The 22,110-nt window shown below is 62.8% G+C and carries 23 protein-coding genes; 6 read left to right on the top strand and 17 right to left on the bottom strand.

All coding sequences use genetic code 11. The features are described 5' to 3' along the window. The 5 genes from K9B37_RS01685 to K9B37_RS01665 form a co-directional block, all read right to left on the bottom strand. Positions 1-312, bottom strand: a complete 312-nt coding sequence (locus K9B37_RS01685) for an integration host factor subunit alpha (RefSeq protein WP_224311053.1) — start codon at positions 310-312, stop codon at positions 1-3. A gap of 107 nt (positions 313-419) precedes the next feature. Then, on the bottom strand, positions 420-1,397 hold the full coding sequence (locus K9B37_RS01680; protein WP_224311052.1) for a beta-ketoacyl-ACP synthase III: 978 nt from the start codon (positions 1,395-1,397) through the stop codon (positions 420-422). A gap of 12 nt (positions 1,398-1,409) precedes the next feature. Further along, positions 1,410-2,444 (bottom strand): phosphate acyltransferase PlsX, encoded by a 1,035-nt coding sequence (gene plsX / locus K9B37_RS01675; RefSeq protein ID WP_224311051.1) that lies wholly within the window; start codon positions 2,442-2,444, stop codon positions 1,410-1,412. A 151-nt stretch (positions 2,445-2,595) separates the two neighbouring features. Further along, positions 2,596-3,111 (bottom strand): YceD family protein, encoded by a 516-nt coding sequence (locus K9B37_RS01670; protein WP_224311050.1) that lies wholly within the window; start codon positions 3,109-3,111, stop codon positions 2,596-2,598. Continuing rightward, entirely contained in the window at positions 3,108-3,653 is a 546-nt protein-coding gene (locus tag K9B37_RS01665) for a ubiquinol-cytochrome C chaperone family protein (RefSeq protein WP_224311049.1), read from the bottom strand. Before K9B37_RS01665 ends, K9B37_RS01670 begins: the two co-directional genes overlap by 4 nt. 103 nt (positions 3,654-3,756) lie before the next feature. Here K9B37_RS01665 and K9B37_RS01660 point away from each other — a divergent pair, with 103 nt between their 5' ends. Beyond that, entirely contained in the window at positions 3,757-4,212 is a 456-nt protein-coding gene (locus K9B37_RS01660) for an outer membrane protein assembly factor BamE (protein ID WP_224311048.1), read from the top strand. 204 nt (positions 4,213-4,416) lie between these two features. On the opposite strand, the gene K9B37_RS01655 is transcribed toward K9B37_RS01660, so the two are convergent. The 12 genes from K9B37_RS01655 to K9B37_RS01600 form a co-directional block, all read right to left on the bottom strand. After that, positions 4,417-6,540, bottom strand: coding sequence for a sodium-translocating pyrophosphatase (locus K9B37_RS01655; protein WP_224311047.1), 2,124 nt, complete (start codon positions 6,538-6,540; stop codon positions 4,417-4,419). A gap of 148 nt (positions 6,541-6,688) precedes the next feature. Continuing rightward, entirely contained in the window at positions 6,689-7,921 is a 1,233-nt protein-coding gene (locus K9B37_RS01650) for an MFS transporter (protein WP_224311193.1), read from the bottom strand. After that, positions 7,896-8,885: a thiamine-phosphate kinase gene (gene thiL, locus K9B37_RS01645; protein WP_224311046.1), complete on the bottom strand. Its 990-nt coding sequence runs from the start codon at positions 8,883-8,885 to the stop codon at positions 7,896-7,898. Before thiL ends, K9B37_RS01650 begins: the two co-directional genes overlap by 26 nt. 15 nt (positions 8,886-8,900) lie before the next feature. After that, positions 8,901-9,383, bottom strand: a complete 483-nt coding sequence (gene nusB / locus K9B37_RS01640; protein WP_224311045.1) for a transcription antitermination factor NusB — start codon at positions 9,381-9,383, stop codon at positions 8,901-8,903. Positions 9,384-9,385: 2 nt separating this feature from the next. After that, a complete protein-coding gene (ribH, locus tag K9B37_RS01635; protein ID WP_439651660.1) occupies positions 9,386-9,895 on the bottom strand; it encodes a 6,7-dimethyl-8-ribityllumazine synthase in 510 nt (169 codons plus the stop codon). A gap of 90 nt (positions 9,896-9,985) precedes the next feature. After that, positions 9,986-10,621 carry a riboflavin synthase gene (locus K9B37_RS01630; protein ID WP_224311044.1) on the bottom strand — a complete coding sequence of 212 codons (636 nt, stop codon included), beginning with the start codon at positions 10,619-10,621 and terminating at the stop codon, positions 9,986-9,988. Continuing rightward, positions 10,621-11,763 (bottom strand): bifunctional diaminohydroxyphosphoribosylaminopyrimidine deaminase/5-amino-6-(5-phosphoribosylamino)uracil reductase RibD, encoded by a 1,143-nt coding sequence (ribD, locus tag K9B37_RS01625; protein WP_255616319.1) that lies wholly within the window; start codon positions 11,761-11,763, stop codon positions 10,621-10,623. The genes K9B37_RS01630 and ribD overlap by 1 nt, the downstream gene beginning before the upstream one ends. Beyond that, the gene (gene nrdR, locus K9B37_RS01620; protein ID WP_224311042.1) at positions 11,763-12,266 is read right to left on the bottom strand and encodes a transcriptional regulator NrdR; all 504 of its coding nucleotides are present in this window, start codon (positions 12,264-12,266) and stop codon (positions 11,763-11,765) included. Before nrdR ends, ribD begins: the two co-directional genes overlap by 1 nt. 15 nt (positions 12,267-12,281) lie before the next feature. After that, the gene (gene glyA, locus K9B37_RS01615; RefSeq protein WP_224311041.1) at positions 12,282-13,586 is read right to left on the bottom strand and encodes a serine hydroxymethyltransferase; all 1,305 of its coding nucleotides are present in this window, start codon (positions 13,584-13,586) and stop codon (positions 12,282-12,284) included. Positions 13,587-13,790: 204 nt separating this feature from the next. Then, positions 13,791-15,047, bottom strand: coding sequence for a L,D-transpeptidase family protein (locus K9B37_RS01610; protein WP_224311040.1), 1,257 nt, complete (start codon positions 15,045-15,047; stop codon positions 13,791-13,793). A 313-nt stretch (positions 15,048-15,360) separates the two neighbouring features. Then, on the bottom strand, positions 15,361-15,819 hold the full coding sequence (locus tag K9B37_RS01605; protein ID WP_224311039.1) for a DUF6163 family protein: 459 nt from the start codon (positions 15,817-15,819) through the stop codon (positions 15,361-15,363). Continuing rightward, complete coding sequence (locus K9B37_RS01600; RefSeq protein WP_224311038.1) at positions 15,819-16,871, bottom strand: enoyl-CoA hydratase/isomerase family protein; 1,053 nt, start codon at positions 16,869-16,871, stop codon at positions 15,819-15,821. Before K9B37_RS01600 ends, K9B37_RS01605 begins: the two co-directional genes overlap by 1 nt. Positions 16,872-17,047: 176 nt before the next feature. Between K9B37_RS01600 and hemB the strand changes: the two genes are divergently transcribed. The 5 genes from hemB to K9B37_RS01575 all read left to right on the top strand — a co-directional run bounded on the left by hemB (position 17,048) and on the right by K9B37_RS01575 (position 22,096). Continuing rightward, entirely contained in the window at positions 17,048-18,085 is a 1,038-nt protein-coding gene (gene hemB, locus K9B37_RS01595; RefSeq protein ID WP_224311037.1) for a porphobilinogen synthase, read from the top strand. 15 nt (positions 18,086-18,100) lie between these two features. Then, positions 18,101-19,456: a branched-chain amino acid ABC transporter permease gene (locus K9B37_RS01590; protein WP_224311036.1), complete on the top strand. Its 1,356-nt coding sequence runs from the start codon at positions 18,101-18,103 to the stop codon at positions 19,454-19,456. Positions 19,457-19,487: 31 nt separating this feature from the next. Further along, a complete protein-coding gene (locus tag K9B37_RS01585) occupies positions 19,488-20,729 on the top strand; it encodes a threonine ammonia-lyase (RefSeq protein WP_224311035.1) in 1,242 nt (413 codons plus the stop codon). Between the two features lie 12 nt (positions 20,730-20,741). Beyond that, on the top strand, positions 20,742-21,224 hold the full coding sequence (locus K9B37_RS01580; protein ID WP_224311034.1) for an RDD family protein: 483 nt from the start codon (positions 20,742-20,744) through the stop codon (positions 21,222-21,224). A 125-nt stretch (positions 21,225-21,349) separates the two neighbouring features. Next, positions 21,350-22,096 carry an arginyltransferase gene (locus K9B37_RS01575; RefSeq protein ID WP_224311033.1) on the top strand — a complete coding sequence of 249 codons (747 nt, stop codon included), beginning with the start codon at positions 21,350-21,352 and terminating at the stop codon, positions 22,094-22,096. Positions 22,097-22,110: the final 14 nt, after the last annotated feature.

Raw genomic sequence — 22,110 nt, 5'->3', positions numbered from 1 at the left:
TCAATCTTCGCCGCTGGCGGTTTCGCCGTTGATATGGGCTTTGAGGACGTTGGAGGGCTTGAAGACCATGACGCGACGAGGGTCGATCGGCACCTCGACGCCGGTCTTAGGGTTGCGGCCGACCCGCTCGCCCTTGCTCCGGACCACGAACGAGCCGAAGGACGAGAGCTTCACGGTCTCGCCCGCCGAAAGGCTGTCGCAGATCTCGGCAAGGACCCTCTCCACAAGCTCAGCCGATTCGGTTCGAGAGAGACCAACCTTTTGGTAGACGGCCTCGCTGAGGTCCGCCCTCGTCACAGTCTTGCCTGCCATCGAAATCCCCCAACGGCCAATAAACGATCCGGGCTCGCTTCGCTTGAAACGCTATGCAGACACGGCCCAACGGTCAACCCGTTGACAATCCGGGAAAAACCTCAGGGTCACCAGCGGATCAGAGCGCTGCCCCAGGTAAATCCCCCTCCAATGGCCTCGATCATCACGAGGTCGCCCCGCTTGATGCGCCCGTCCTTGCAGGCAACGTCGAGCGCGAGGGGAATCGAGGCCGCCGATGTATTGCCGTGGCGATCCACGGTGATGACGACCTTTTCCTGCGCAATTCCGAGCTTGTCGGCACTCGCAGTGATGATGCGCTTGTTCGCCTGATGCGGCACGAACCAGGCAAGATCCTCTGCAGTCGTGCCGGTCGCGGTAAAGGCGTCCTGCACGACGTCCGTGACGGATCCGACGGCAAAGCGGAAGACCTCCTTGCCCTCCATCTTGAGGACGCCCGTCGTCTTCGTCGAACCGGGCCCGCCGTCGACATAGAGCTTTTCCCGATAGCGGCCATCCGAGCGCAGCTGCGAGGTCAGGACTCCCCGGTCAGCCGAGGTACCCTCGCCTTCCTGCGCCTCCAGAACGATAGCCCCTGCCCCATCGCCGAACAGCACGCAGGTGGTGCGGTCCTTCCAGTCGAGAATGCGAGAAAACGTCTCGGCGCCGACCACGAGAGCCCGCTTGTGCGAACCCGACGAGAGGAACTTGTCGGCCGTTGCCACCGCATAGACAAAACCGGTGCAGACCGCCTGGAGATCGAAAGCAGCCCCGTGCGTCATGCCCAGGCCGCTTTGAATCATGGTTGCGGTCGACGGAAAGGTGTAGTCGGGCGTCGAAGTGGCGCAGATGATCAGGTCGATATCTGCCGGAGTCAGCCCAGCATCGGCGAGTGCCGCCTCCGCGGCCTTGATGCCGAGAACCGATGTGGTCTCGTCATTGTCCGCGATGTGGCGCGCCTCGATCCCCGTGCGCTGCACGATCCATTCGTGGGAGGTTTCGACCAGCTTCTCGAGATCGCGATTCGTGACGTGGCGTTTCGGCAGATACGAGCCGACGCCACGCACAATGGAACGGATGGGTTTCAAGATGTGCCTTCCTCAGGCCTGTTGCTCGATCGGATCATGCTCGAGCATGCCCCTGATCGTCTTCATCAATTCGGAATGCACCATGTCGTAGGCGACATCGATGGCGCTGGCAAAGCCGAGATCGTCCGTGCCGCCATGGCTCTTCACCACGACGCCCTCCAGGCCCAGGAAGACGCCGCCATTGACCTTGCGCGGGTCCATCTTGTCCCTGAGGGCGTTAAAAGCCTGTTTCGCGAATAGATATCCGATCTTGGCCATGAGCGTCCGGCTCATGGCGGCGCGGAGATATTCTGCGATCTGCTTGGCGGTGCCTTCGGCGGTCTTGAGGGCGATGTTCCCCGTAAAGCCCTCGGTCACGACCACATCGACCGTGCCTTTGCCGAGATCATCGCCTTCGACGAAGCCCCGATAATCGAGATGGGCCAGGTTCGATTCCTTCAGGATCCGTGCGGCTTCCTTGACGGTCTCGATCCCCTTGATCTCCTCCGTGCCCACGTTCAGGAGCCCGACGGTGGGCCGGTCGAGATCGAACATGATACGAGCCATGGCGGCACCCATGATCGCCATATCGACCAGATGCCCCGCATCGGCCCCGATGGTCGCTCCGACATCGAGAACGATGCTCTCTCCCCGAAGCGTCGGCCACATGCAGGCGATAGCCGGGCGCTCGATATGCGCCATGGTTTTGAGGCAGATCTTCGCCGTCGCCATCAGGGCGCCGGTGTTCCCCGCGGAAACCGCCGCATCAGCATCCCCATCGCGGACGGCCTGGACGGTCTTCCACATGGAGGAGCGGCCCCTTCCCATGCGAATCGCCTGACTCGGCTTGTCGTCCATGCCGATCGAGATCTCCGTATGGCGGATCTCCGTCGCTTCCTTGAGCTTGGGATAGCCGTTCAGGATCGGGGTCAGGACCTGCTCGTTCCCGAACATCAGGAAACGGATGTCGGGATGGCGCTCCAGAGCCAGGGCAGCGCCGGGGATGACGACAGAGGGACCGTGGTCACCGCCCATCGCATCAAGCGAGATCCGGACCTGCTGGGGCATGAGATGTCGTTTCTTTCTGATATTCGTTCGACAGGGGGCGGAAAATAGCGGTTTGCGAGGGCATCGCAACCGAATTCTGTTCTGAAGGCGGCCCTTTCGGGGCCTCGATTCGGAAGGCGCTAGAAACAAAAAAGCCTTGCATGGAAGTTACTTAATCCTTCCCCTTCAGGCTATCCAGGGCGGCGAACGGAGAATCCTTCGCATCTCGCGGATCCTTGTAGTCGAAGCTGATGCCGGGCTTCCTGGGATAGGGATCAAGACCCAGAGCAAGGAACTCGGCCGTCAGGGCCCCGAGATCGATCTGACCATTCACGATTTCATCCGGCGGCTCGTATTCGTGCATCTCGGTCGGAGGCTCGGCGGGCATGCCGGAGGCTTCCGCGAAATCGACCTCGACCTCTTCCTCGATGGTCGAATCGAAGGGATCAAGGCTGACGACGCAAATCTGTGTGATCGCCGCCCTGACCTTGCCGGTGACGTGGACCCCCTTGGCCGTGCTGGTGAGGTTGAAATCTCCTGCAAGGGATTGGACGTCGGGGAGCCCAAAATCCTGTGCGAGCGCCCGGCATTCTTCGGCGGAGGCCTCGACATGAACATGCTTTCCGGTCGGCGGGATGTTCACCACATCCACGATCCGGGTCAGCGGGCCAACGGCTTCAGGTGTCATGACACTCCTCCCCCAACGAAGGCTTCGGGTCTCGGGAATGCTGGCCCCTTTTCCAGCAGGGCGGCAAGATCCGTCTCCTTCAGGGTTCGGTCCGCCGCAAGCGCATAACGCGCGAGCGGGATGGCTGGTGCCTCGGTGCCCTGCGCGTTTCTACCAAGGGCCTCTGCGAGGGCGACCTCGTCCTGTTCCTGGAGGGGAGCATCATAGGCGCGCGCCCGTCCGTAAAAGGACGAGGCCAGCTTCTTCATGCGCTTCGGCACCACCGTGTCGCCCGCCCCCATTTCCCTCAACGAGGCATCGAGGTCCGCAAAGAATGCGTCCGTCAGGTCCTTGGCCACATCGTCGGCCGGAGCGGGAAGGTGGCGGAGAGCGCGGAGGATCAGGACCATATGCAGCGAAAGGGATTCGAAGCGCCCCTCCAGCGTATCTGGAATGTCGAGGCTCGCATAGAGTCCTGGTTCCCGCGAGGCGGTGGCCACACCCTTGTAGAGTGTGGCGATCAGGACGCGCCTCGGATCCTTTCGAAAGAGACTGAAGATCACCGTGATCGGCCTTCCTGCCTTGTCAAACCCGTAACACCGGGTTACGCCATCACAGTCCAAAGGCGCAAGCTTGTCCGCGCCACAATCCTGGAAGAACCCTACGATGCGTCGATATCACACTCTCTTCTTGCGCTTGGCGGCTGCGACCATTCTGACCACCTCCCTCGCCGGCTGTATGGGCGGAGAGGAATTCCATCGCGGATACTTCGTGGACGAGCAGACGGCCGGCCAAGTCAAAAAAGGCATGAGCGGAGAACAGGTGCTCACCACTCTCGGCACCCCGTCGACCGTCTCCACCGTCGGCAACAAGAGCTGGTATTACATCAGCCAGACCTCCCGCCGGCAGTTCCAGTTCATGGGCGAGCAGATCGTCGCGCAGAAGGTCATGGCGGTCTATTTCGACAAGGGCCTACGCGTCGAGCGCGTCGCGCTGTATGGCCTGCAGGACGGCAAGGTTTTCGACTTCATATCCCGCACGACTCCGGCGGGCGGCCAGGAATCCAGCTTCCTCGGCCAGCTGCTTCGCGGAACGAACAACTTCAACCCGTTCGGCGCGTAAAATCGTCCAATCCATTCTCGAAGGCCGGGCCATACGCCCGGCCTTTTTCTTTGTGCGGATGCCCCACTTTCCGGCTGCGTCAGAGTCCGCGCGCCGGCAGGCATTGACAGTCCCGATCCAACGGAGCGTGTTTACTGAAGTCCGGACGCAAAAAGCCCCGCGGACTGAACCGCGGGGCTTTCGATCGCTGGAGGCGTCAGCCGATCAGGAGTGAGCCAAAATCGCCAGCAGCAGCAATGCGATGATGTTGGTGATCTTGATGGCCGGGTTCACGGCCGGACCCGCAGTATCCTTGTAGGGATCGCCGACGGTGTCGCCGGTGACGGAGGCTTTGTGCGCCTCCGAACCCTTGTGGTGCGTGTTGCCGGAAACATCCGTGAAGCCGTCTTCAAAGGACTTCTTCGCGTTGTCCCAGGCGCCACCGCCGGAGGTCATCGAGATCGCCACGAAGAGGCCCGTCACGATTACGCCGAGAAGCATGGCACCCACCGCTGAGAAGGCCTGGCTCTTGCCGGCGATCGCGTAGACCACGAAGTAGGTCACGATCGGCGCGAGGACGGGCAGCAGCGACGGAACGATCATTTCCTTGATCGCGGCGCGGGTGAGCATATCCACCGCGCGGCCGTAATCGGGACGGTCCTTTCCGGCCATGATGCCCGGCTTCTCACGGAACTGCCGCCGCACCTCCTCGACCACCGAGCCTGCCGCGCGGCCGACCGCCGTCATGGCGATGCCGCTGAACAGGAACGGGATAAGGCCACCGAAGAGCAGGCCGACGACGACATAGGGGTTGGCAAGAGAGAAGTCCGGCTTCACGCCCTGGAAGTACGGATAGTTGGCCGCATTCTGCGTGAAGTAGTTGAGGTCGGACGTATAGGCTGCGAACAGCACCAGCGCGCCCAGACCGGCCGAACCGATGGCATAGCCTTTGGTCACGGCCTTCGTGGTATTGCCGACCGCGTCGAGCGCGTCCGTCGACTTGCGCACCTCTTTCGGCAGCCCCGCCATCTCCGCGATGCCACCGGCATTGTCCGTGACGGGACCGAAGGCATCGAGTGCCACGATCATGCCCGCGAGAGCCAGCATCGCCGTGACGGCGATCGCGATGCCGAAGAGGCCCGCCAGCGAATAGCTGACGATGATGCCGACAATGATCACGATCGCCGGCAGCGCCGTCGACTCGAGAGAGACCGCGAGCCCCTGAATCACGTTCGTGCCGTGTCCTGTCACCGAAGCCTGAGCAATCGAGCGAACCGGCCGGAAGCCGACGCCCGTGTAGAACTCGGTGATGACGACGATGAAGGCTGTGACGGCGAGGCCGACGACCGCGCACCAGAAGAGCGCGAGCCCCGTATAGGGGGTACCTGCTATCGGACCGAAACCGATGCCGAAATAGGTCACGAGCGCGATGGCCACGATCGACAGAATGCCGGTCACAATGAGTCCCTTATAGAGGGCGCCCATGATCGATTCGTTCTGCCCGAGTTTGACGAAGAACGTGCCGATGATCGAGGTCAGGATGCAGGCTGCGCCGATCCCGAGCGGATAGAGCAGCATGGATTCGAGAATCGGCTGGCCGGCGAAGAAGATCGCCGCCAGGACCATTGTGGCGACCACCGTCACCGCGTAGGTCTCGAACAGGTCGGCCGCCATGCCGGCGCAGTCGCCGACATTGTCGCCCACGTTGTCGGCGATCGTCGCCGGATTGCGCGGATCGTCTTCGGGGATACCGGCTTCGACCTTGCCCACCAGGTCACCACCGACGTCGGCTCCCTTGGTGAAGATGCCGCCGCCGAGACGGGCGAAGATGGAAATCAGAGAAGCTCCGAATCCTAAGGCCACGAGGCTGTCGATCACCTCACGGCTGCCTGACGGAAGCCCCGCGATCCGGGTGAGATAGCCGAAGTAGAGAGCGACGCCGAGCAGCGCGAGGCCGGCTACCAGAAGGCCGGTGACCGCGCCGGACTTGAAGGCGACGTCGAGGCCGCCGCCGAGCGACTGAGTTGCAGCCTGCGCAGTGCGGACATTGGCGCGGACCGACACGTTCATGCCGATGAAACCCGCAGCTCCGGAAAGGATGGCGCCGATGGCGAACCCGATGGCGACTCGAATGCCGAGGAGATACGCGATGATGAGGAACAGAACCACGCCGACGACGGCGATGGTCGTGTATTGCCGGCGGAGATAGGCCTTGGCGCCTTCAGCGATCGCCGCGGCGATCTCCTGCATGCGCTGAGAGCCGGCGTCGCGCTTCATCACGTCGTTAATGGCCCACAGGCCATAAGCAATCGAAAGAAGGCCGCCCAAAATAATCAGGGTAAGTGCCATTGTGCCATCCTTGTTATGGGAAGCAGAATGCCGCGCTCAAAGCCTGTATTTCGGCCTTGATCGGCCCTTACCCCCAGCGAAGTCCGCAAACGCTGCCAAAATTCCAGGCAGCCTGCAACGCGACTTCCGAATGACTCACAGGAAGACTTCAGGTCGGAAGGGGAACTTTTCTGGTTTTCTGCCAGGCAAGCAGGATCAGAGCGATAATAACCGGTGGAAATACCAGCCAATTCACGCTCATCCACCCGCCCGAGCTCAGAAGTTTTCCAGAGGAAAACGAAGCAACGGCGACTGATCCGAAAACCAGGAAGTCGTTGGCGGCCTGGACCTTGCTCCGTTCCTCGGGCCGATAGCAGTCTATGACCATCGACGTGGCGCCGATGAAGCCGAAGTTCCAGCCGATTCCAAGCAGGATGAGGGTTGTCCAGAAATGGGCGACGCTCAGGCCCGACAGCCCAATGGCCGCGGCAAGAGCGATGAGCAAGAGTCCGATTCCGGTGATCTGAGCCTTGCCGAAGCGGCTGATCAGCCGTCCAGTGAAGAAACTCGGACCGAACATGGCCAGGATGTGCCATTGGATTCCGAGCGCGGCCGTTTGCACAGGATAGCCGCAATCCACCATGGCGAGCGGAGCGGCCGTCATGATGAAGCTCATCAGCCCGTAGGATACGAGACCTGCCGCGACCGCGACGATGAATCGGGGCTGCGCCATGATGACGAGAAGGGGACGCCCTCCGCTGCTGCCGCTCTGCGGGACTGCCGTCGCTGGGGCAGACCGAAGGAATGACACGATCACCAGCGATATGAGCGCCAGACAGGACTGCGCGATAAAGCCTCCGGCAAAGGGGGCGGTTGGAATCAGGTCACTGGTCCAGATCACGGTCTGCGGGCCGACGATGCCCGCGACCAGACCACCGGCCATGACCCAGGAGATCGCCTGCGGCTTGAACGAATCCGAGGCGGCATCGGTCGCGGCGAAGCGATAGCTCTGCACGAAAGAACCGTAGAACCCCGAGATGAAGGTGCCGAGGCAGAAGATCAGGAAGCTGGAAGAGGCAATGCCGAAGGCCGCGAGGCATCCTGCGAAGGCGCAAAGCCCGGCGCCGAAGATATATCCGCTGCGGCGACCGACCCGCCGCATGAGCATGGCGGCCGGAATGGTGCCGAGCGCGAGCCCCAGATTCGTCAGGCTGACGGGAAGGGTCGCCAGCTGCTTGTTCTCCGCCAGGACTTGCCCAACGAGCCCTCCGAGCGACACCACGATGGCGGGATTGGCACCGCCCAGCGCCTGCGCGCAGGCGAGGACCAACGCATTATGCCGTGCCAATCCGTCTCTTGAGATGGAAGCAGCAGGATCAGAAGTGAGAGAAGGAGCCGACATCATACCGTCTTTCGCGGGAGCCCGCCCGAAAGACCGGCGAATCGTGTTCGGGCACGACGCGACCGATGGCGGATAGGCTGACGCCGCAGCTATCGGCCTCCCTTCGAAGGATGTCGACCGCTTTTTCCGGGACGGCACAGAGAATTTCGTAGTCGTCTCCGCCGGTCACAATGCGGTCGAGAAGATCGGGGCGGGCCTTCACAGCGTCCTTGGCAGGTACCGAAAGGGGAATCTTGTCGAGATCGACAATGGCGGAGACACCACTGACCCGCATCATCTTGGCGAGATCTCCGGCAAGGCCGTCGGAGACATCCATGGCTGCGTGGGCATGGGCCCTCAAGGCCTTTGCCAGGACGTGACGCGGCCGCGGATGCAGATACCTATCGGCAAGAAAGGCCCTGCCGTCAGGCGATAGATGCCTGGCCCAATCCGGCTCCTTTCGGAGATCGAGCCCGAGCGCGGCGTCACCGATGGTCCCCGTCACGCAGAGGACATCGCCTGCCTTCGCCCCGGCGCGCCGTACCATGTGGCCCTTCGGGACCTCCCCCAGGGCAGTCACCGAGAGCGTCAGAGCACCTTTGGCCTTGACCGTGTCGCCTCCCAGGAGCGGGCAGCCGAAATCCCGGGCGGCCTCGCCCAGGCCCGCCGCGAAGGCTGCCAGCCATTCCTCGGTCCAATCGGACGGCAATGCGAGGCTGAGAAGGAAACCAGCCGGATCAGCACCCTTGGCGGCGAGGTCCGACACGTTGACGCCCAGAGCCTTGCGGCCCACCGAACCGGCCGGATCGCCGGGAAGGAAGTGAACGGTTTCGACCAGGGCATCAGTCGTCAAGATGAGGTCATGACCGGGCTTCGGCGTCAGGCAGGCAGCGTCGTCCTTCAGGCCGAGACCACCATCCGCAGCGAGCGGTGCGAAGAAACGCGCGATCAGAGCATCTTCGGATGGGCGAGGCGCTGATCCCATGAGATGCCCCGCCGCCTATCGCTTCGTGTGTCCGGCCGCCTTCTTTTCCAGCTCGCCAGCCCGCACGTCACGTGCAAGGGTGTCGAGAACGGCGTTCACAAGCCCCGGCTCATCATCGCTGTAGAAACCGTGCGTGACATCCACGTATTCGGTGATCACGACCCGGGCAGGAACGTCCTTGCGGTACATCAACTCATAGCCGCCGGCCCGGAGGATCGCCCGCAGCACGGCCTCGATCCGCTTCAACGGCCAGCCGGCCGCCAGCGCCTTGTCGATCTTCACGTCGATGGCGCGTTGGTTATCGACCACGCCGGAAAGGATATTGCGGAAGAATTCGTTGTCGGAGGGCTGGAACTCGATGCCTTCGACCTCCCGACCGATCCAGAATGCCTCGAACTCGGCCAGCGCATCGATGACGCCCTTGCCCGACAGGTCCATCTGATAGAGGGCCTGCACGGCGGCAAGGCGCGCGGCGGAACGCTCTGCGGGCTTTGCCATGATCAGGCCTCCTGAACTTTGCGTTGAATGCGCAGAACCGCGAGGGCGGCCTCCACCGCTCCCCCGCCCTTATTCAATTCATTGACGCGCGCGCGGGTCCAGGCCTGTTCGTCGTTCTCGACGGTCAGGATGCCGTTCGCCAGCGGGATGCGGCGCGTGACGGACAGGTCCATAAGCGCGCGGGCGCTCTCACCGGCCACGATGTCATAGTGTCCCGTCTCGCCGCGGATCACGCAGCCCAGCGCGACAACAGCATCGTAGGGTTTTCCGGCCTTGGCTGCCGCATCGAGGGCGATCACGACAGTCGACGGAATTTCCAACGCGCCGTCGACGGTCAGCACATCCGCCTCGGCCTGTGCGGATTCGACAGCCTTGTGGGCACCACGCAGCAGTTCGTCGGCGATATCGTCGTAAAAACGAGCCTCGACGATCAGGATTCTGGCGCCCGGAACAGGCGGGCGAGCTTTGGCAGGAGCAGGAGCGTGAGCGACCATTTGAACCAATGAGAACATGAGGGGAGCATCATGCCGGAATCCGAACGAACCAAGGGCTCGCCTTCAAGAAACGGCTCGCTGCTCCGAGAAACGATGAATGGAGGGTCCCTACTCCCCTCGGCGCGCGTCCGCAAGACGTGCAGCGTATCTGGCCATCAGATCGACCTCGATATTGAGCGCATCGTCCACTTGGCGCTCGCCCCAGGTGGTGACAGCCAGGGTATAGGGAATGATGAGGACCGAAAACACGTCTTCTTTCACGGAATTGACGGTGAGTGACGTACCGTCGAGGCATACGGATCCTTTTTCAGCGATGAAGGGCGCGAGAGCCGCCGGCGCTTTGATATAGAACCGGGCCGTCGGCCCCCAAGGATCATCACTGGCCGTAATCGCCTCCCTCGCCACGATGGTGGCGACGCCGTCCACATGGCCCGTCACGATATGGCCGCCGAGCTCGTCGCCGATCTTGAGCGACCGCTCGAGATTGATCCGGGTACCGACCTCCCATTGCGGAACGGTGGTGCGTTCCAGGGTTTCGCTCGCCGCATCCACATCGAACCAGCAGCCGCCGTCGCGCGCGCCTACGGCCACCACGGTGAGGCAAGGGCCGCCGCAGGCGATAGAAGCACCGAGGGCGATAGAGGCCGGGTCGTACGAGGCATTGATGCGCAGGCGGCGCAGGGTTCCCTGCGCGCCCTCGGCTGCGACGACCTCGCCGACATCGGTGATGATGCCCGTGAACATCAGGGTTTCTCCCAGAACATGAAAAGATCGGAGCCGAGCTGCTCGTCGCCGACGAGAACAAGCTCGTCCATTTTTTCCTGCAGCGAATGGCCGAGCGCCGGAATGTCGCCCCTGCCCCGTCCCGAGCCACCGGTGACGAGCACGAGTTCGTCGATCAGATCGCCTTGCGCCAGTGCATCGGCCAAGGCGGGCCCGCCTTCGCAGAAGAGACGTGTCAGGCAGCGCTCGCCGAGCAGGCGCAGGGCCTCAGGCAATGAAACGCGCCCGGAAGCGTCGGCCGGAACCCGTAGGACCTCGACGCCGGCCTCCATCAGGGCGCGCTCCACATGGACCGGGGCTGTCAGCGTAGTGACGATCCAGGTGGGATGCGCGCGCGCGCCTGCGACCAACCGCGATGCCATCGGTATACGCAGGCTGCTGTCCAGAACGACCCGGACGGGCGAACGATCCTCGAGGCCCGGCAGGCGGACCGTCAGAAGAGGATCGTCTGCGAGGATGGTCTCGATTCCGACCAGAACCGCGTCGGTATGGGCGCGCATCAAATGGACGCGGCCATTGGCGATCTCATCGGTGATCATCAGGCGGGGTCCTTCACGCACCCCGGCGAAGCCTTCCGTCGTGCGGGCGAGCTTCACGGTCACGAATGGCCGACCTTCCGTAACCCGGACAATGTGACCACGGTGAGCCCGAAGCGCCTCACGGCTCATGCAGCCGACATCGACCTCGATTCCGGCCTGTCGCAGCCGATCATGCCCTCTGCCCGCGACCCGCCCGTCCGGGTCCTCGATGGCGGACACCACGCGAGCAACCCCCGCCTCCATGATGGCATCGATGCAGGGTGGCGACTTGCCATGATGGGAGCAGGGTTCGAGGGACACATATAGCGTGCCACCACGGGCTCTTTCGCCCGCGCGCGCCAGCGCCACGCGCTCTGCGTGCGGACGCCCCCCGGCCTGCGTCGCCCCCACTGCAATAATCAACGGCCCATCGTTCTGGTGTTGGACCAGAACAGCTCCGACGGAAGGGTTCGGCCAAGTAGCTCCGAGATTCCGGCGGCCGAGCGCGATGGCCAGCGACATGAAACGCCGATCCTGAATGATTCTGTCGCTCAGAAGCACTCCGACAGGAGCATGCGCGGCCATCACTCGGACTGGACCGGGTTCTTCCTCGGCGCGAGCGCCTCGTCCTCCGGCTCCTCGTTGGCAAGACGGCCAAGAATCTCTTCAAAATCCTTGGCTTCGCGGAAATTCTTATAGACGGATGCGAAGCGGACATAGGCCACGTCATCGAGTCCCTTCAGGCCCTCCATCACGAGTTCCCCGACCGTCTCGCTCGAAACGTCGGCGTCGCCCATGCTTTCGAGCTGCCGCACGATGCCGTTGAGCATCCGCTCCACGCGCTCCGGATCGACAGGACGCTTGCGGAGCGCCACCTCGACGGAACGCTCGAGCTTGTCGCGATCGAACGGTACCCGGCGGCCGGAGCGTTTCATGACGAAAAGCTCGCGCAACTGCACGCGCTCGAAGGTCGTGAACCGGCCGCCGCAATCGGGACAGACCCTGCGGCGCCGGATGGCCGACGAATCGTCTGTGGGCCGGGAGTCCTTCACCTGGGTGTCCAGGCTCCCGCAATAGGGGCACCGCATGGCTTGCCTTGAGCCTCAGCCGTAGATCGGGAAGCGGCGTGTCAATTCGTGGACCCGCCCCTTGACTGCAGTCTCGACGGCGGCGTTCGCCTCTTCGCCGTGCTTGGCGAGCCCGTCCAGCGTCTCCACGATCAGCTCGCCGACCCGACGGAACTCGGCCACGCCGAAGCCACGAGAGGTCGCTGCGGGAGTACCGAGGCGGATGCCCGAGGTCACCATCGGCTTCTCAGGATCGAACGGCACGCCATTCTTGTTGCAGGTGATGTGCGCACGGCCGAGTGCCGCCTCCGCTGCCTTGCCGGTCAGCTTCTTGGGACGCAGATCGACCAGCATGAGGTGGTTGTCCGTACCGCCAGCCACGATCGCATATCCGCTGGAGACCATGGTATCGGCCAGGACCTTGGCGTTCTCGACCACCGAGCGAGCATAGAGTTTGAATTCGGGCCGGAGCGCCTCGGCGAAAGCCACGGCCTTCGCGGCGATCACATGCATGAGCGGCCCGCCCTGAAGTCCGGGGAAAATCGCCGAATTGATCTTCTTGGCCAGATCCTCCTCATTCGTGAGGATCATGCCGCCCCGCGGACCGCGCAGGGTCTTGTGGGTCGTCGTGGTGACCACATGGGCATGCGGGAATGGCGACGGATGCGCGCCGCCGGCAACCAAGCCGGCGAAATGGGCGATATCGACCATGAAATACGCGCCGACCTCATCGGCGATCTCACGGAATCGGGCAAAATCCCAGAAGCGGGAATAGGCGGAGCCGCCGGCAACGATCACCTTTGGCTTGTGGGTCCGGGCGAGTTCGGCCACCTCGTCCATGTCGATGATCTGGTCGCTTTCGCGAACTTTATAGCTCACGACATTGAACCACTTGCCCGACATGTTGACCGGCGAGCCATGGGTCAGGTGACCGCCGCAGGCGAGATCGAGACCCATGAAGGTATCGCCCGGCTTCATCAGTGCCATGAACACGGCTTGGTTGGCCTGAGATCCGGAATTGGGCTGCACATTGGCGAACTTGCAATCGAACAGGCGCTTGGCACGCTCGATGGCCAGCTCCTCCGCCATGTCGACGAACTGACAGCCGCCGTAATAGCGGCGTCCCGGATAGCCCTCGGCATATTTGTTGGTCATCACCGAGCCCTGGGCTTCCAGGACGGCTCGGGACACGATGTTTTCGGAGGCGATCAGCTCGATCTCGTCCCGCTGGCGGCCGAGCTCCAGCCCGATGGCACGGGCGATCTCGGGATCGCTGTCGGCGAGGCTTGCCGAGAAGAAGGAGTTGGACAGGTGACTGCGTGCCGCTTCGCTCGCGCTCATGATGGACCTCGCCTGCTGCGATTGCCGCCTGAATGTGGGGATCGGACTCGTCCGTTTCAGCGCCCCGCGGCAACCTCGTCTCATTTTCGTCCTGGGGCTTTACCATGGGCGTATGAACGCCGCCAAGCCAAACGGAGGGCCATTCTAAAAAAGGCTCAGCCCGCCGTGAGGCGGGCTGTGACGGAAAGGATATCGGGACGAGAATCAGTTCTGCAGGAACATCTCTTCGTCGGGTTCGGTTGGCACACGGCTCGCCACCGGAATGGCATTGCCGAGGCCGTCCTTGTTGTAGATGTCGTCGCGGAACTGAACGAGACCATCCGGCGTCGCCCAGGACGTGATGTAGACCCAGTAGATGTTGACCGGCTGGGAAAGGCGGGCGTCGATGCGCTCACCCGACTTGAAGGTCGCGTCGATATGCTCGCGGCTCCAGCCGGGCGTGTCCTTCAGGAGCCATTCGATGTAGTCGCGAACGTTCTGGACACGGACACAGCCCGAGGAGACGAAGCGGAAGTCGTCGCCGAAGATGCCCTTCGACGGCGTATCGTGCATGTAAACGCCGTGCGGATTCGGGATGTTGATGCGCACGAAGCCCATGGAATTCAGCTCGCCGCCGGGATCCTGACGGAAACGATAGCGGGTCGCCTCGTCGGAGAACCAGTTGACCTGGCTCGGGCTCAGCTCCTGGCCGGAACCGTTGAAGATGCGGATCTTGTTCTCGGTGAGGTAGTTCGGCTCCTTCTGCATCTTCGGGATCAGATCCTTGCGGATGATCGAAGCCGGAACGGTCCAGAAGGGGTTGAAGTTTACCTCCTGCACCTTCGCGTTCATGATTGGCGACTGGCGGTCGATCTTGCCGACGCCGGCCGCGTGGCGGGTATGAACCACCCCACCCTCGACCGTTTCGACGAGAGCCGCTGGGATATTCACGCTCACATAGCGGCTGCCGAGATTTCCCGAGAAGCTGCGCAGACGGACCGCGTTGATTTCAAGCTGACGGATGCGCACGTCGACGGGCACGTTCATGGCCGCGACAGTCGCAGTGGTCATCGTGCCGGTGGAGCTCAGGCCGTGCCGGGCCTGAAAGCGCCGCACACCGGCTTCGACGTAGGAATCATAGATCGGGGACTCGCCGGCGGAGGGGTCCAGATCCCCGGTGATGATGAGGCGCTGACGCAGCGCCATGACGGCCGGGTTCTTGGCGCCGACGCGCAGTCCGTCGACTCCGCGAACCGGCTGCCATCCACCCCGGGATGAGATCTCTCGATACTGGGCGATCGTCTGCTCGGTCGCGGCCAGCGTTTCGCCCGAGAGCATCGGCGTCGCCGTGCGCTGAATTCGGGTGCGGGATACGGCTTCGTAGTTCTGCGACCACTCGGCCTGGCTTTGAGCCAAGGCTGCGGTAGCCGGCGTGAAGACGAGGGCGAGCGATCCTGTCAGGAGAGTGCGGCGAGACAACATGAGCGCAGGCTTTTCCGATTGTTTCAGAGGTGACGCAGCGAAAGCAGTGGAACGAGTTCCCTAACCACTCTCAATCTCCGGCGAAAAATGCCGGGATTGGATTAAGGAACGGTATCGAAAACGAGGAACATCGGGGCCGTTTTAAGGCAAAAATAGCTGGCTCGGTGCCCCTTTCGTCATTCGATCCCCTAGGGATGATTTCTAATCGGTCACTGTGCCTTTAGGGATACACTATTCCGTGAACGAGACCGCAATTGAGACTTCAGTCCTGAACTGAGACGTGAGGATCGAGCCGTAAGCCGTTGGCTAGGTCTCATTTCTCCTGCGCTTCGAGCCATGCGAGTCCCAGATAGACGACAACCAAAGTCAGAAAAAACGAGATCGTCAGGATGCCGCTGGAGACGATCCCCGGAAAGAAGGCTGCGAGAATCAGATGGCTCATCACGGCCAGGAGCCACATGATTCCGCCCCAGGTACTCGCCATCCACAATCCGACCGCCGCGATCAGATCAATGAGCGCGAAGTAGATGACCGTCGCCTGATAGCCGGTCGACCGCGTCTCGAAATGCCCGATCGGCGTCCAGACGCCGAGGATCACCGCCCAGGCGCTGAGCCCCTTCATGATCCACAACACCGAAAGCAGCCGCATATAGCATGTCAGGATGAACCCCCATCGCAAGGCACTGGGCGTCGGCGGACGTTCCTCGATGCGGTCGGACACGGAGTCCTTGGCCAGATCCAGACTGCCTTTCTGGGCGGAAGAACGGGGCATCAGTCTATCTCCAGTTCATCGGCGCCGAGGCCGCCGAAATACTGTTCGATAGCCGTTTTATCGATCGCATCCAAGGAGGCTGGCCGCCATTGCGGCTTTCCGTCCTTGTCGATCAGAGTCGCTCGAACACCCTCATAAAAGTCGTGACCATCGACGACTCTCGAGACGATTCGGAATTCGGTCTTCATGGCGTCCGCAAAATCGAGACTGCGCCCTCGGCGAACCTGCTCGAAGGCGATGGACAAGCTCGTCGGAGACTTCGTGCGGATCGATGCTGCGAGGCCGGCAGCGAAGTCGGATCCCTCCTCGGCCGCAACATTGAGCCGCCGAAGAACCGCTAAGACGCTCTCGGCCGAAAAGCAGCGATCGATGAGATCCCGATGGGGTTTCAGTGGGGCGGGTCCCGGATCGACGGTCGCCGCGGCAAGTGCCTCGTCGACGGGTGCGCCGTCGATCAGAGCCTCTTTAACGGCGTCGATCTGCCCGCTGTCGATCGCATGGGTCGCGAGGCCGAGTGCAAGCGCATCGGCGCGACGGAGGCGTTCGCCCGCGAGGGCGATAAACATGCCCGTCTCGCCTGGCAGCCGCGGCAGCGCATAGGTCGCCCCCACATCGGGAAAGAAACCGATCCCGACCTCCGGCATAGCGAAAAGGTATCTATCTCCCGCAACGCGATATCCACCATGAAGCGAGATTCCGACCCCTCCTCCCATGACGATTCCGTCGATAAGGGAGACATACGGCTTCGCGTAACGCTTGATCAGGGCGTTCAGCCGATACTCCTCACGCCAGAAGGTCAGCGCCTCTTCCTCGTGACCGGCCCGGCCGAGTTCGGTCAGATGACGGATGTCGCCACCTGCGCAGAACGCCTTCTCGCCTGCGCCCGTGACCACGACCCGGGTGACGGTCGGGTCGCTTTCCCAAGCTTTGAGAGCCTGCGTCATCTCCCGCACCATGCCCAGATTGAGGGCGTTCAGGGCCCGCGGGCGGTGAAGCGTGATGAGGCCCGCTGGTCCCTTCCTCTCACAGAGGATATCGGCGTTCTCGTCCATGGCGGCCTCCCGGTTCTGGTCTTCAGTGGCTTAGAACAAGAGCGTGTCAGGCCGTCAACCAAGCGTCCCGGACGCCACCTCGCACCGCAACCCCCTCATGCGACGCCGGACCCTTTTTTAGACTCGCTCAAATGTGCTAACGCTCTGCCATCCGCCTGCCTCGGACGTTGGGATCCATGTCGAAGCTTACCTCCTTGCCCCGCCCTGCCCTCCATGAAGCCACTGCACCGTCCCTGTCGCTGTCTCAGCGGCCGCGACGTAATCGCAAGGCCGATTGGTCACGACGGCTGGTGAGAGAGAGCGTGCTGACCGTCGATGACCTGATCTGGCCGATTTTTCTCACCGAGGGCGCCAGCGGCAGGGAGGCCGTTTCCTCCATGCCAGGCGTGGACCGGCTCACGATCATCGAGGCTGTGCGCGAGGCCGAGCGGGCTGCGGCGCTGAAAATTCCCGCCTTGGCCCTCTTTCCGAACACGGACCCGGCCCTGCGCGATCCGATGGGGTCGGAATCCCTCAACAGCCGCAATCTGGTCTGCCGAGCCGTTCGGGAGATCAAGAAAGCGGTTCCCGAGATCGGCATCATCACGGACGTCGCGCTCGATCCCTATACGAGCCACGGCCATGACGGTGTGATGGACGGGGATCGCATCCTCAACGATGAAACCGTGGCATTGCTCATCCGTCAGGCTCTCATCCAGGCCGAGGCGGGAGCGGACATCATCGCTCCGTCGGATATGATGGACGGACGGGTCGGCGCGATCCGTATGGCCCTGGACGAAGCGGGCTTCCAGGACGTCCAGATCATGGCCTATGCGGCGAAATACGCTTCAGCCTTCTATGGCCCGTTCCGCGACGCCATCGGCACGAGCGCCACCTTGGTCGGGGACAAGCGCACCTACCAGATGGATCCCGGCAATTCCGACGAAGCCCTGCGGGAGGTCGCGCTCGATCTCGAAGAGGGCGCGGACATGATCATGGTCAAGCCGGGACTGCCCTATCTCGACATCGTGCAGCGTGTGAAGGAAACCTTCGCCGTGCCGACCTTCGCCTATCAAGTGTCCGGCGAGTATGCGATGATCCAGGCCGCTGCCGCCAACGGGTGGCTCGACGGGGAAAAGGCTATGATGGAGAGCCTACTTGCTTTCAAGCGCGCGGGGGCGGACGGTATCCTGACCTACTTCGCCCCGCGGGTCGCCGAGAAGCTCAGGGCATAGGCCCGATCGACCTCCATGAAACGCCCCGGCTTGCTCCTGGCGTGGCGCTTCGCCCTGCTGGGAGCGGCTTTGGCATTCCTGTCCGGTTGCGCTCTCTCCGTCGATGCCGAGCAGACCCGCATTTGTCGGATCGCCCTGCCCGCCCTCAATCCCGACGCACACATCACCGTCAAGAAAGTCGAACGCGGTGAGGCGCCCCGCAGCCTGATCATTTTCTACGAGGTGGAATACGCCGACCGGCCCGTGCTCGACCGCTTCGTCGTCTGCCAGTTCGCTGCGGAGGGCCTTTCGCCCAACAAGGCGGATCTCACGGCCCTGTCGACGGAGACCGGGCCGCTTTCGGGCGCAAGCCTCTTTTTCCTCAAGCACTACTACATCGATACCCCGGAGGGTTTGGCGGGCGACCCCGGATCGCCGCCTCTCGCCGAGGTGGCGGAGATCCCGCGGGAGATCGCGTACTCCCTTCAGCAATTGGCGGCGAGCTTGCCCCGAACGGCGATCTATGCGCTGCTTGCTGTCGCCTATGCGCTCGTGTTCGGCCTCAGCGGACGCATCAATCTCGCCTTCGGGGAGTTGGCCGCAGTGGGATCGGCGGCGACCGTGGCGGGAGCCTCCATCGCCCTGGTCTCAGGGATCAGCGCGCCCGTGGTCGGGCTTGCCGCCGGCTTGCTTGCGGCGCTTTTTGCCGGCGCGATCTACGGTGCCGTAGGCGGGAACTTCACCATTCGCCGGATCAAGACCGCCAGCACGCAGCCGAGCCTGATTGCGACCGTGGGCCTGTCTCTTTTTCTCATGGAGTATCTGCGGCTCGTCCAAAGTCCGGTGACCGTGTGGCTCCCGCCGATCTGGTCGGAGCAGTGGCCTCTCGCCCGTGCCGGCGACTTCCTGGTGACATTGACTCCGATTTCGCTCGTCACCGCCGCCATCGGCCTCTTCGTCGCCCTAAGCCTGATCTGGGTGATGAAGGCCACCGAATTTGGCCTCGCCTGGCGTGCCTATGCGGATGATGCGCGCGCGGCCACCCTTTTCGGCGTCAACGGCGACCGCCTTCTCATTCAGACCCTGGGCCTTGCCGGTGCGATGGCCGGGCTCTCCGGAATGCTGATCGTCGCGCAATATGGCGGATTGGGCTTCGCGGGTGGCTTCCAGTACGGCCTGAAGGCTCTCATCGCCGCCATCGTGGGCGGCATCGGATCGGTTCCGGGAGCGCTCTTGGGTGGCGTCGCTGTGGGATTGTTCGAAACCCTCTGGTCCGCTTATCTCCCCATTGAGGCTCGCGACGTAGCACTCTATGCCGCCTTGGTGGTATTTTTGATTTTCCGCCCAGGAGGACTCCTTGGGATGAGAGAACTGACGCCGCGCCCCGTCTGATGAACAAAGACAACGATAAACGGAGGAAGCCTTGGCGGATTTTGCCATTTCCATCGACGACATAAAGACCGCCGCAGGGATTATTCGCGGACAGGTGCTGCGCACCCCGCTCGTACCGTCTCCTCGCCTGTCGCAGCTGACCGGGGCGACCGTCTGCGTCAAGCATGAGAACATGCAGCCGACCGGCTCCTTCAAGGAGCGCGGCGCCGTGGTGAAGCTCGAAAGCCTGACAGAGGCGGAACGGAAGCGCGGCGTCATCGCCATGTCCGCTGGCAACCATGCCCAGGCGGTCGCTTATCATGCCCGCCGGCTCGGCATTCCCGCGACGATCGTCATGCCCGAAGGCACTCCGCTGGTGAAGGCGGAGAATACGCGCTCCTATGGAGCACGGGTCATCCTTCACGGCGAAACCCTCTACGAATCGGCCGATCGGGCGCGGCAGATCGCGGCGCAGGAAGAACTTGTCTTCGTGCATCCCTATGACGATCCCAAGGTCATGGCCGGCCAGGGAACGACAGCCCTCGAAATGCTGGAGGATGCGCCGGACCTCGACCAGATCGTCGTGCCCATCGGTGGCGGCGGCCTGATCTCAGGCATCGCGGTCGCCGCGAAGGCGCGGAAGCCGTCCATCGAGATCGTGGGGGTCGAGGCCGCGCTCTATCCCTCGTTCCAGAACGCCATCCGCCATGAGGATCGCCCCATCGGCGGAGCGACCCTGGCCGAGGGCATCGCGGTGAAGGCCGTCGGGCAGCTGCCACTCCCCATCGTAAAGGAACTGGTCTCCGACATCATCCTGGTCGACGAGCCGATGATCGAGCGCGCCGTCAATGCCTATGCGACACTGCAGCGGACCATGGCGGAGGGAGCCGGAGCGGCGGGCCTTGCTGCCATGCTCACGCAACCGGACCGCTTCCGCGGCAAGCGGGTTGGCCTCGTGCTCTGTGGCGGCAACATCGATGCCCGCATTCTGGCCTCCGTCATGGTGCGGGAGCTCGAGCGTGACGAACGCATCACCTCGTTCCGGATCACCTCCAACGATCGCCCCGGCCTCCTCGGCAAGGTCGCGACCCGGCTCGGCGAGCTCGGCGCCAATATCCTCGAAGTATCCCACGGCCGCCTGTTCCTCGACGTGCCGGCGAAAGGCGTTTCCATCGACATCACTATCGAAACGCGGGACAGACAACATACATGGGAGATATTCGAAGCCTTGGCGGCTGACGGGCTCGCTCCGAAACGGATCGATTCGCACTGCCTGTCAGAAACCGCCTACTGAGAGGAGCTATCCATGGCCATGCGGCCCGTGCCGACCATCAACCAGACGGTCTATCCCGTCGAGCGCTATGCGACCCAGGGTGTGATCAGCCGCCGGTTCTGGGCCTATCTCATCGACCTGATCGTCATTGCATTCTGGTTCGTCCTCGTTTGGCTCGCCCTCGTGATCCTGGGGCCCATCACCCTTGGCCTGACATGGATCATCCTCGCCATCGGCCTGCCGCTCGCCGGCCTGACCTTCATTATCTACAATGCCATCACGATCGGCGGCCCCTCGCAGGCGACGGTCGGCATGCGCGCCATGGGGCTTCGCGTCGTCGATCCCAATACGGGCGCACCGGTGTCGATGCTGGCCGCAGCGGTCCATGCCCTCCTTTTCTATGTTGCGATCTCGACCTTCCTGCTCTGGGCATGCGATGTCGTCGTAGGCCTCGCCCGGGACGACGGCCGCTTCGTCCGGGATCTCCTGACGGGGATGATGATCGTCCGCGTCTAGGGCGTTCGCCCTGCGGCATTGCGGGCATTTCCCACAACGCCTCTTTACCTGGACGGCGCGGGCACCAATGTTATCCTTGGGCGTTGAGTTTCAGCGCTCAAGGTTCCTTTTGGGGCAAATACAGCTTGACGAGTCAGCCTCGCGACGCACCGCAATTCTACCTCACGTCCCCTTCGCAATGCCCTTACCTGCCGGGCAAAGAGGAGCGGAAGGTCTTCACGCATATCATCGGACGCCGGGGACGGGAGCTGAATGAAATCCTTACGCAGGGTGGATTTCGTCGCTCGCAGACGATCGCCTATCGCCCTGCCTGCGATTCGTGCCGCGCCTGCGTCTCCGTCCGCGTCATTGTCGACGAATTCAACCCGTCCCCGAATCTACGGCGGGTACTGAGGGACAATGCCGACCTGATCGGCAACGTGATTCCGAACCGGCCGACCACCGAGCAATATTCCCTCTTCCGCCGCTACCTTGACTCTCGCCATGCCGATGGCGGCATGGCCGATATGACCGTGCTCGACTATTCCATGATGGTCGAGGACAGCCACGTGGACACACACATCGTCGAATACCGCCGTCGCGGCATCGACAGCAGGATCACCGGCCGAGGCACTGGCGATCTGATCGCCGTCTGCCTGACCGACGAGATGAGCGACGGCCTCTCGATGGTCTATTCCTTCTACGATCCGGACCTGCAGCACCGCAGTCTCGGAACCTTCATCATCCTCGACCACATCGCCCGCGCCAGGGCCATGGGATTGCCCTACCTCTACCTGGGCTATTGGGTCGAGGGCTCCAAGAAGATGGGCTACAAGGCCCGCTTCAAGCCGCAGGAGCGCCTTCTCGCCCCTGGATGGGTGCGGGTGGATTGACTAAACCTCCTTTT

The organism is Microvirga puerhi, assembly GCF_020089865.1.
GTDB classification, from domain to species: Bacteria; Pseudomonadota; Alphaproteobacteria; order Rhizobiales; family Beijerinckiaceae; genus Microvirga; species Microvirga puerhi.
This window is presented reverse-complemented; position numbering and strand designations above follow the sequence as displayed.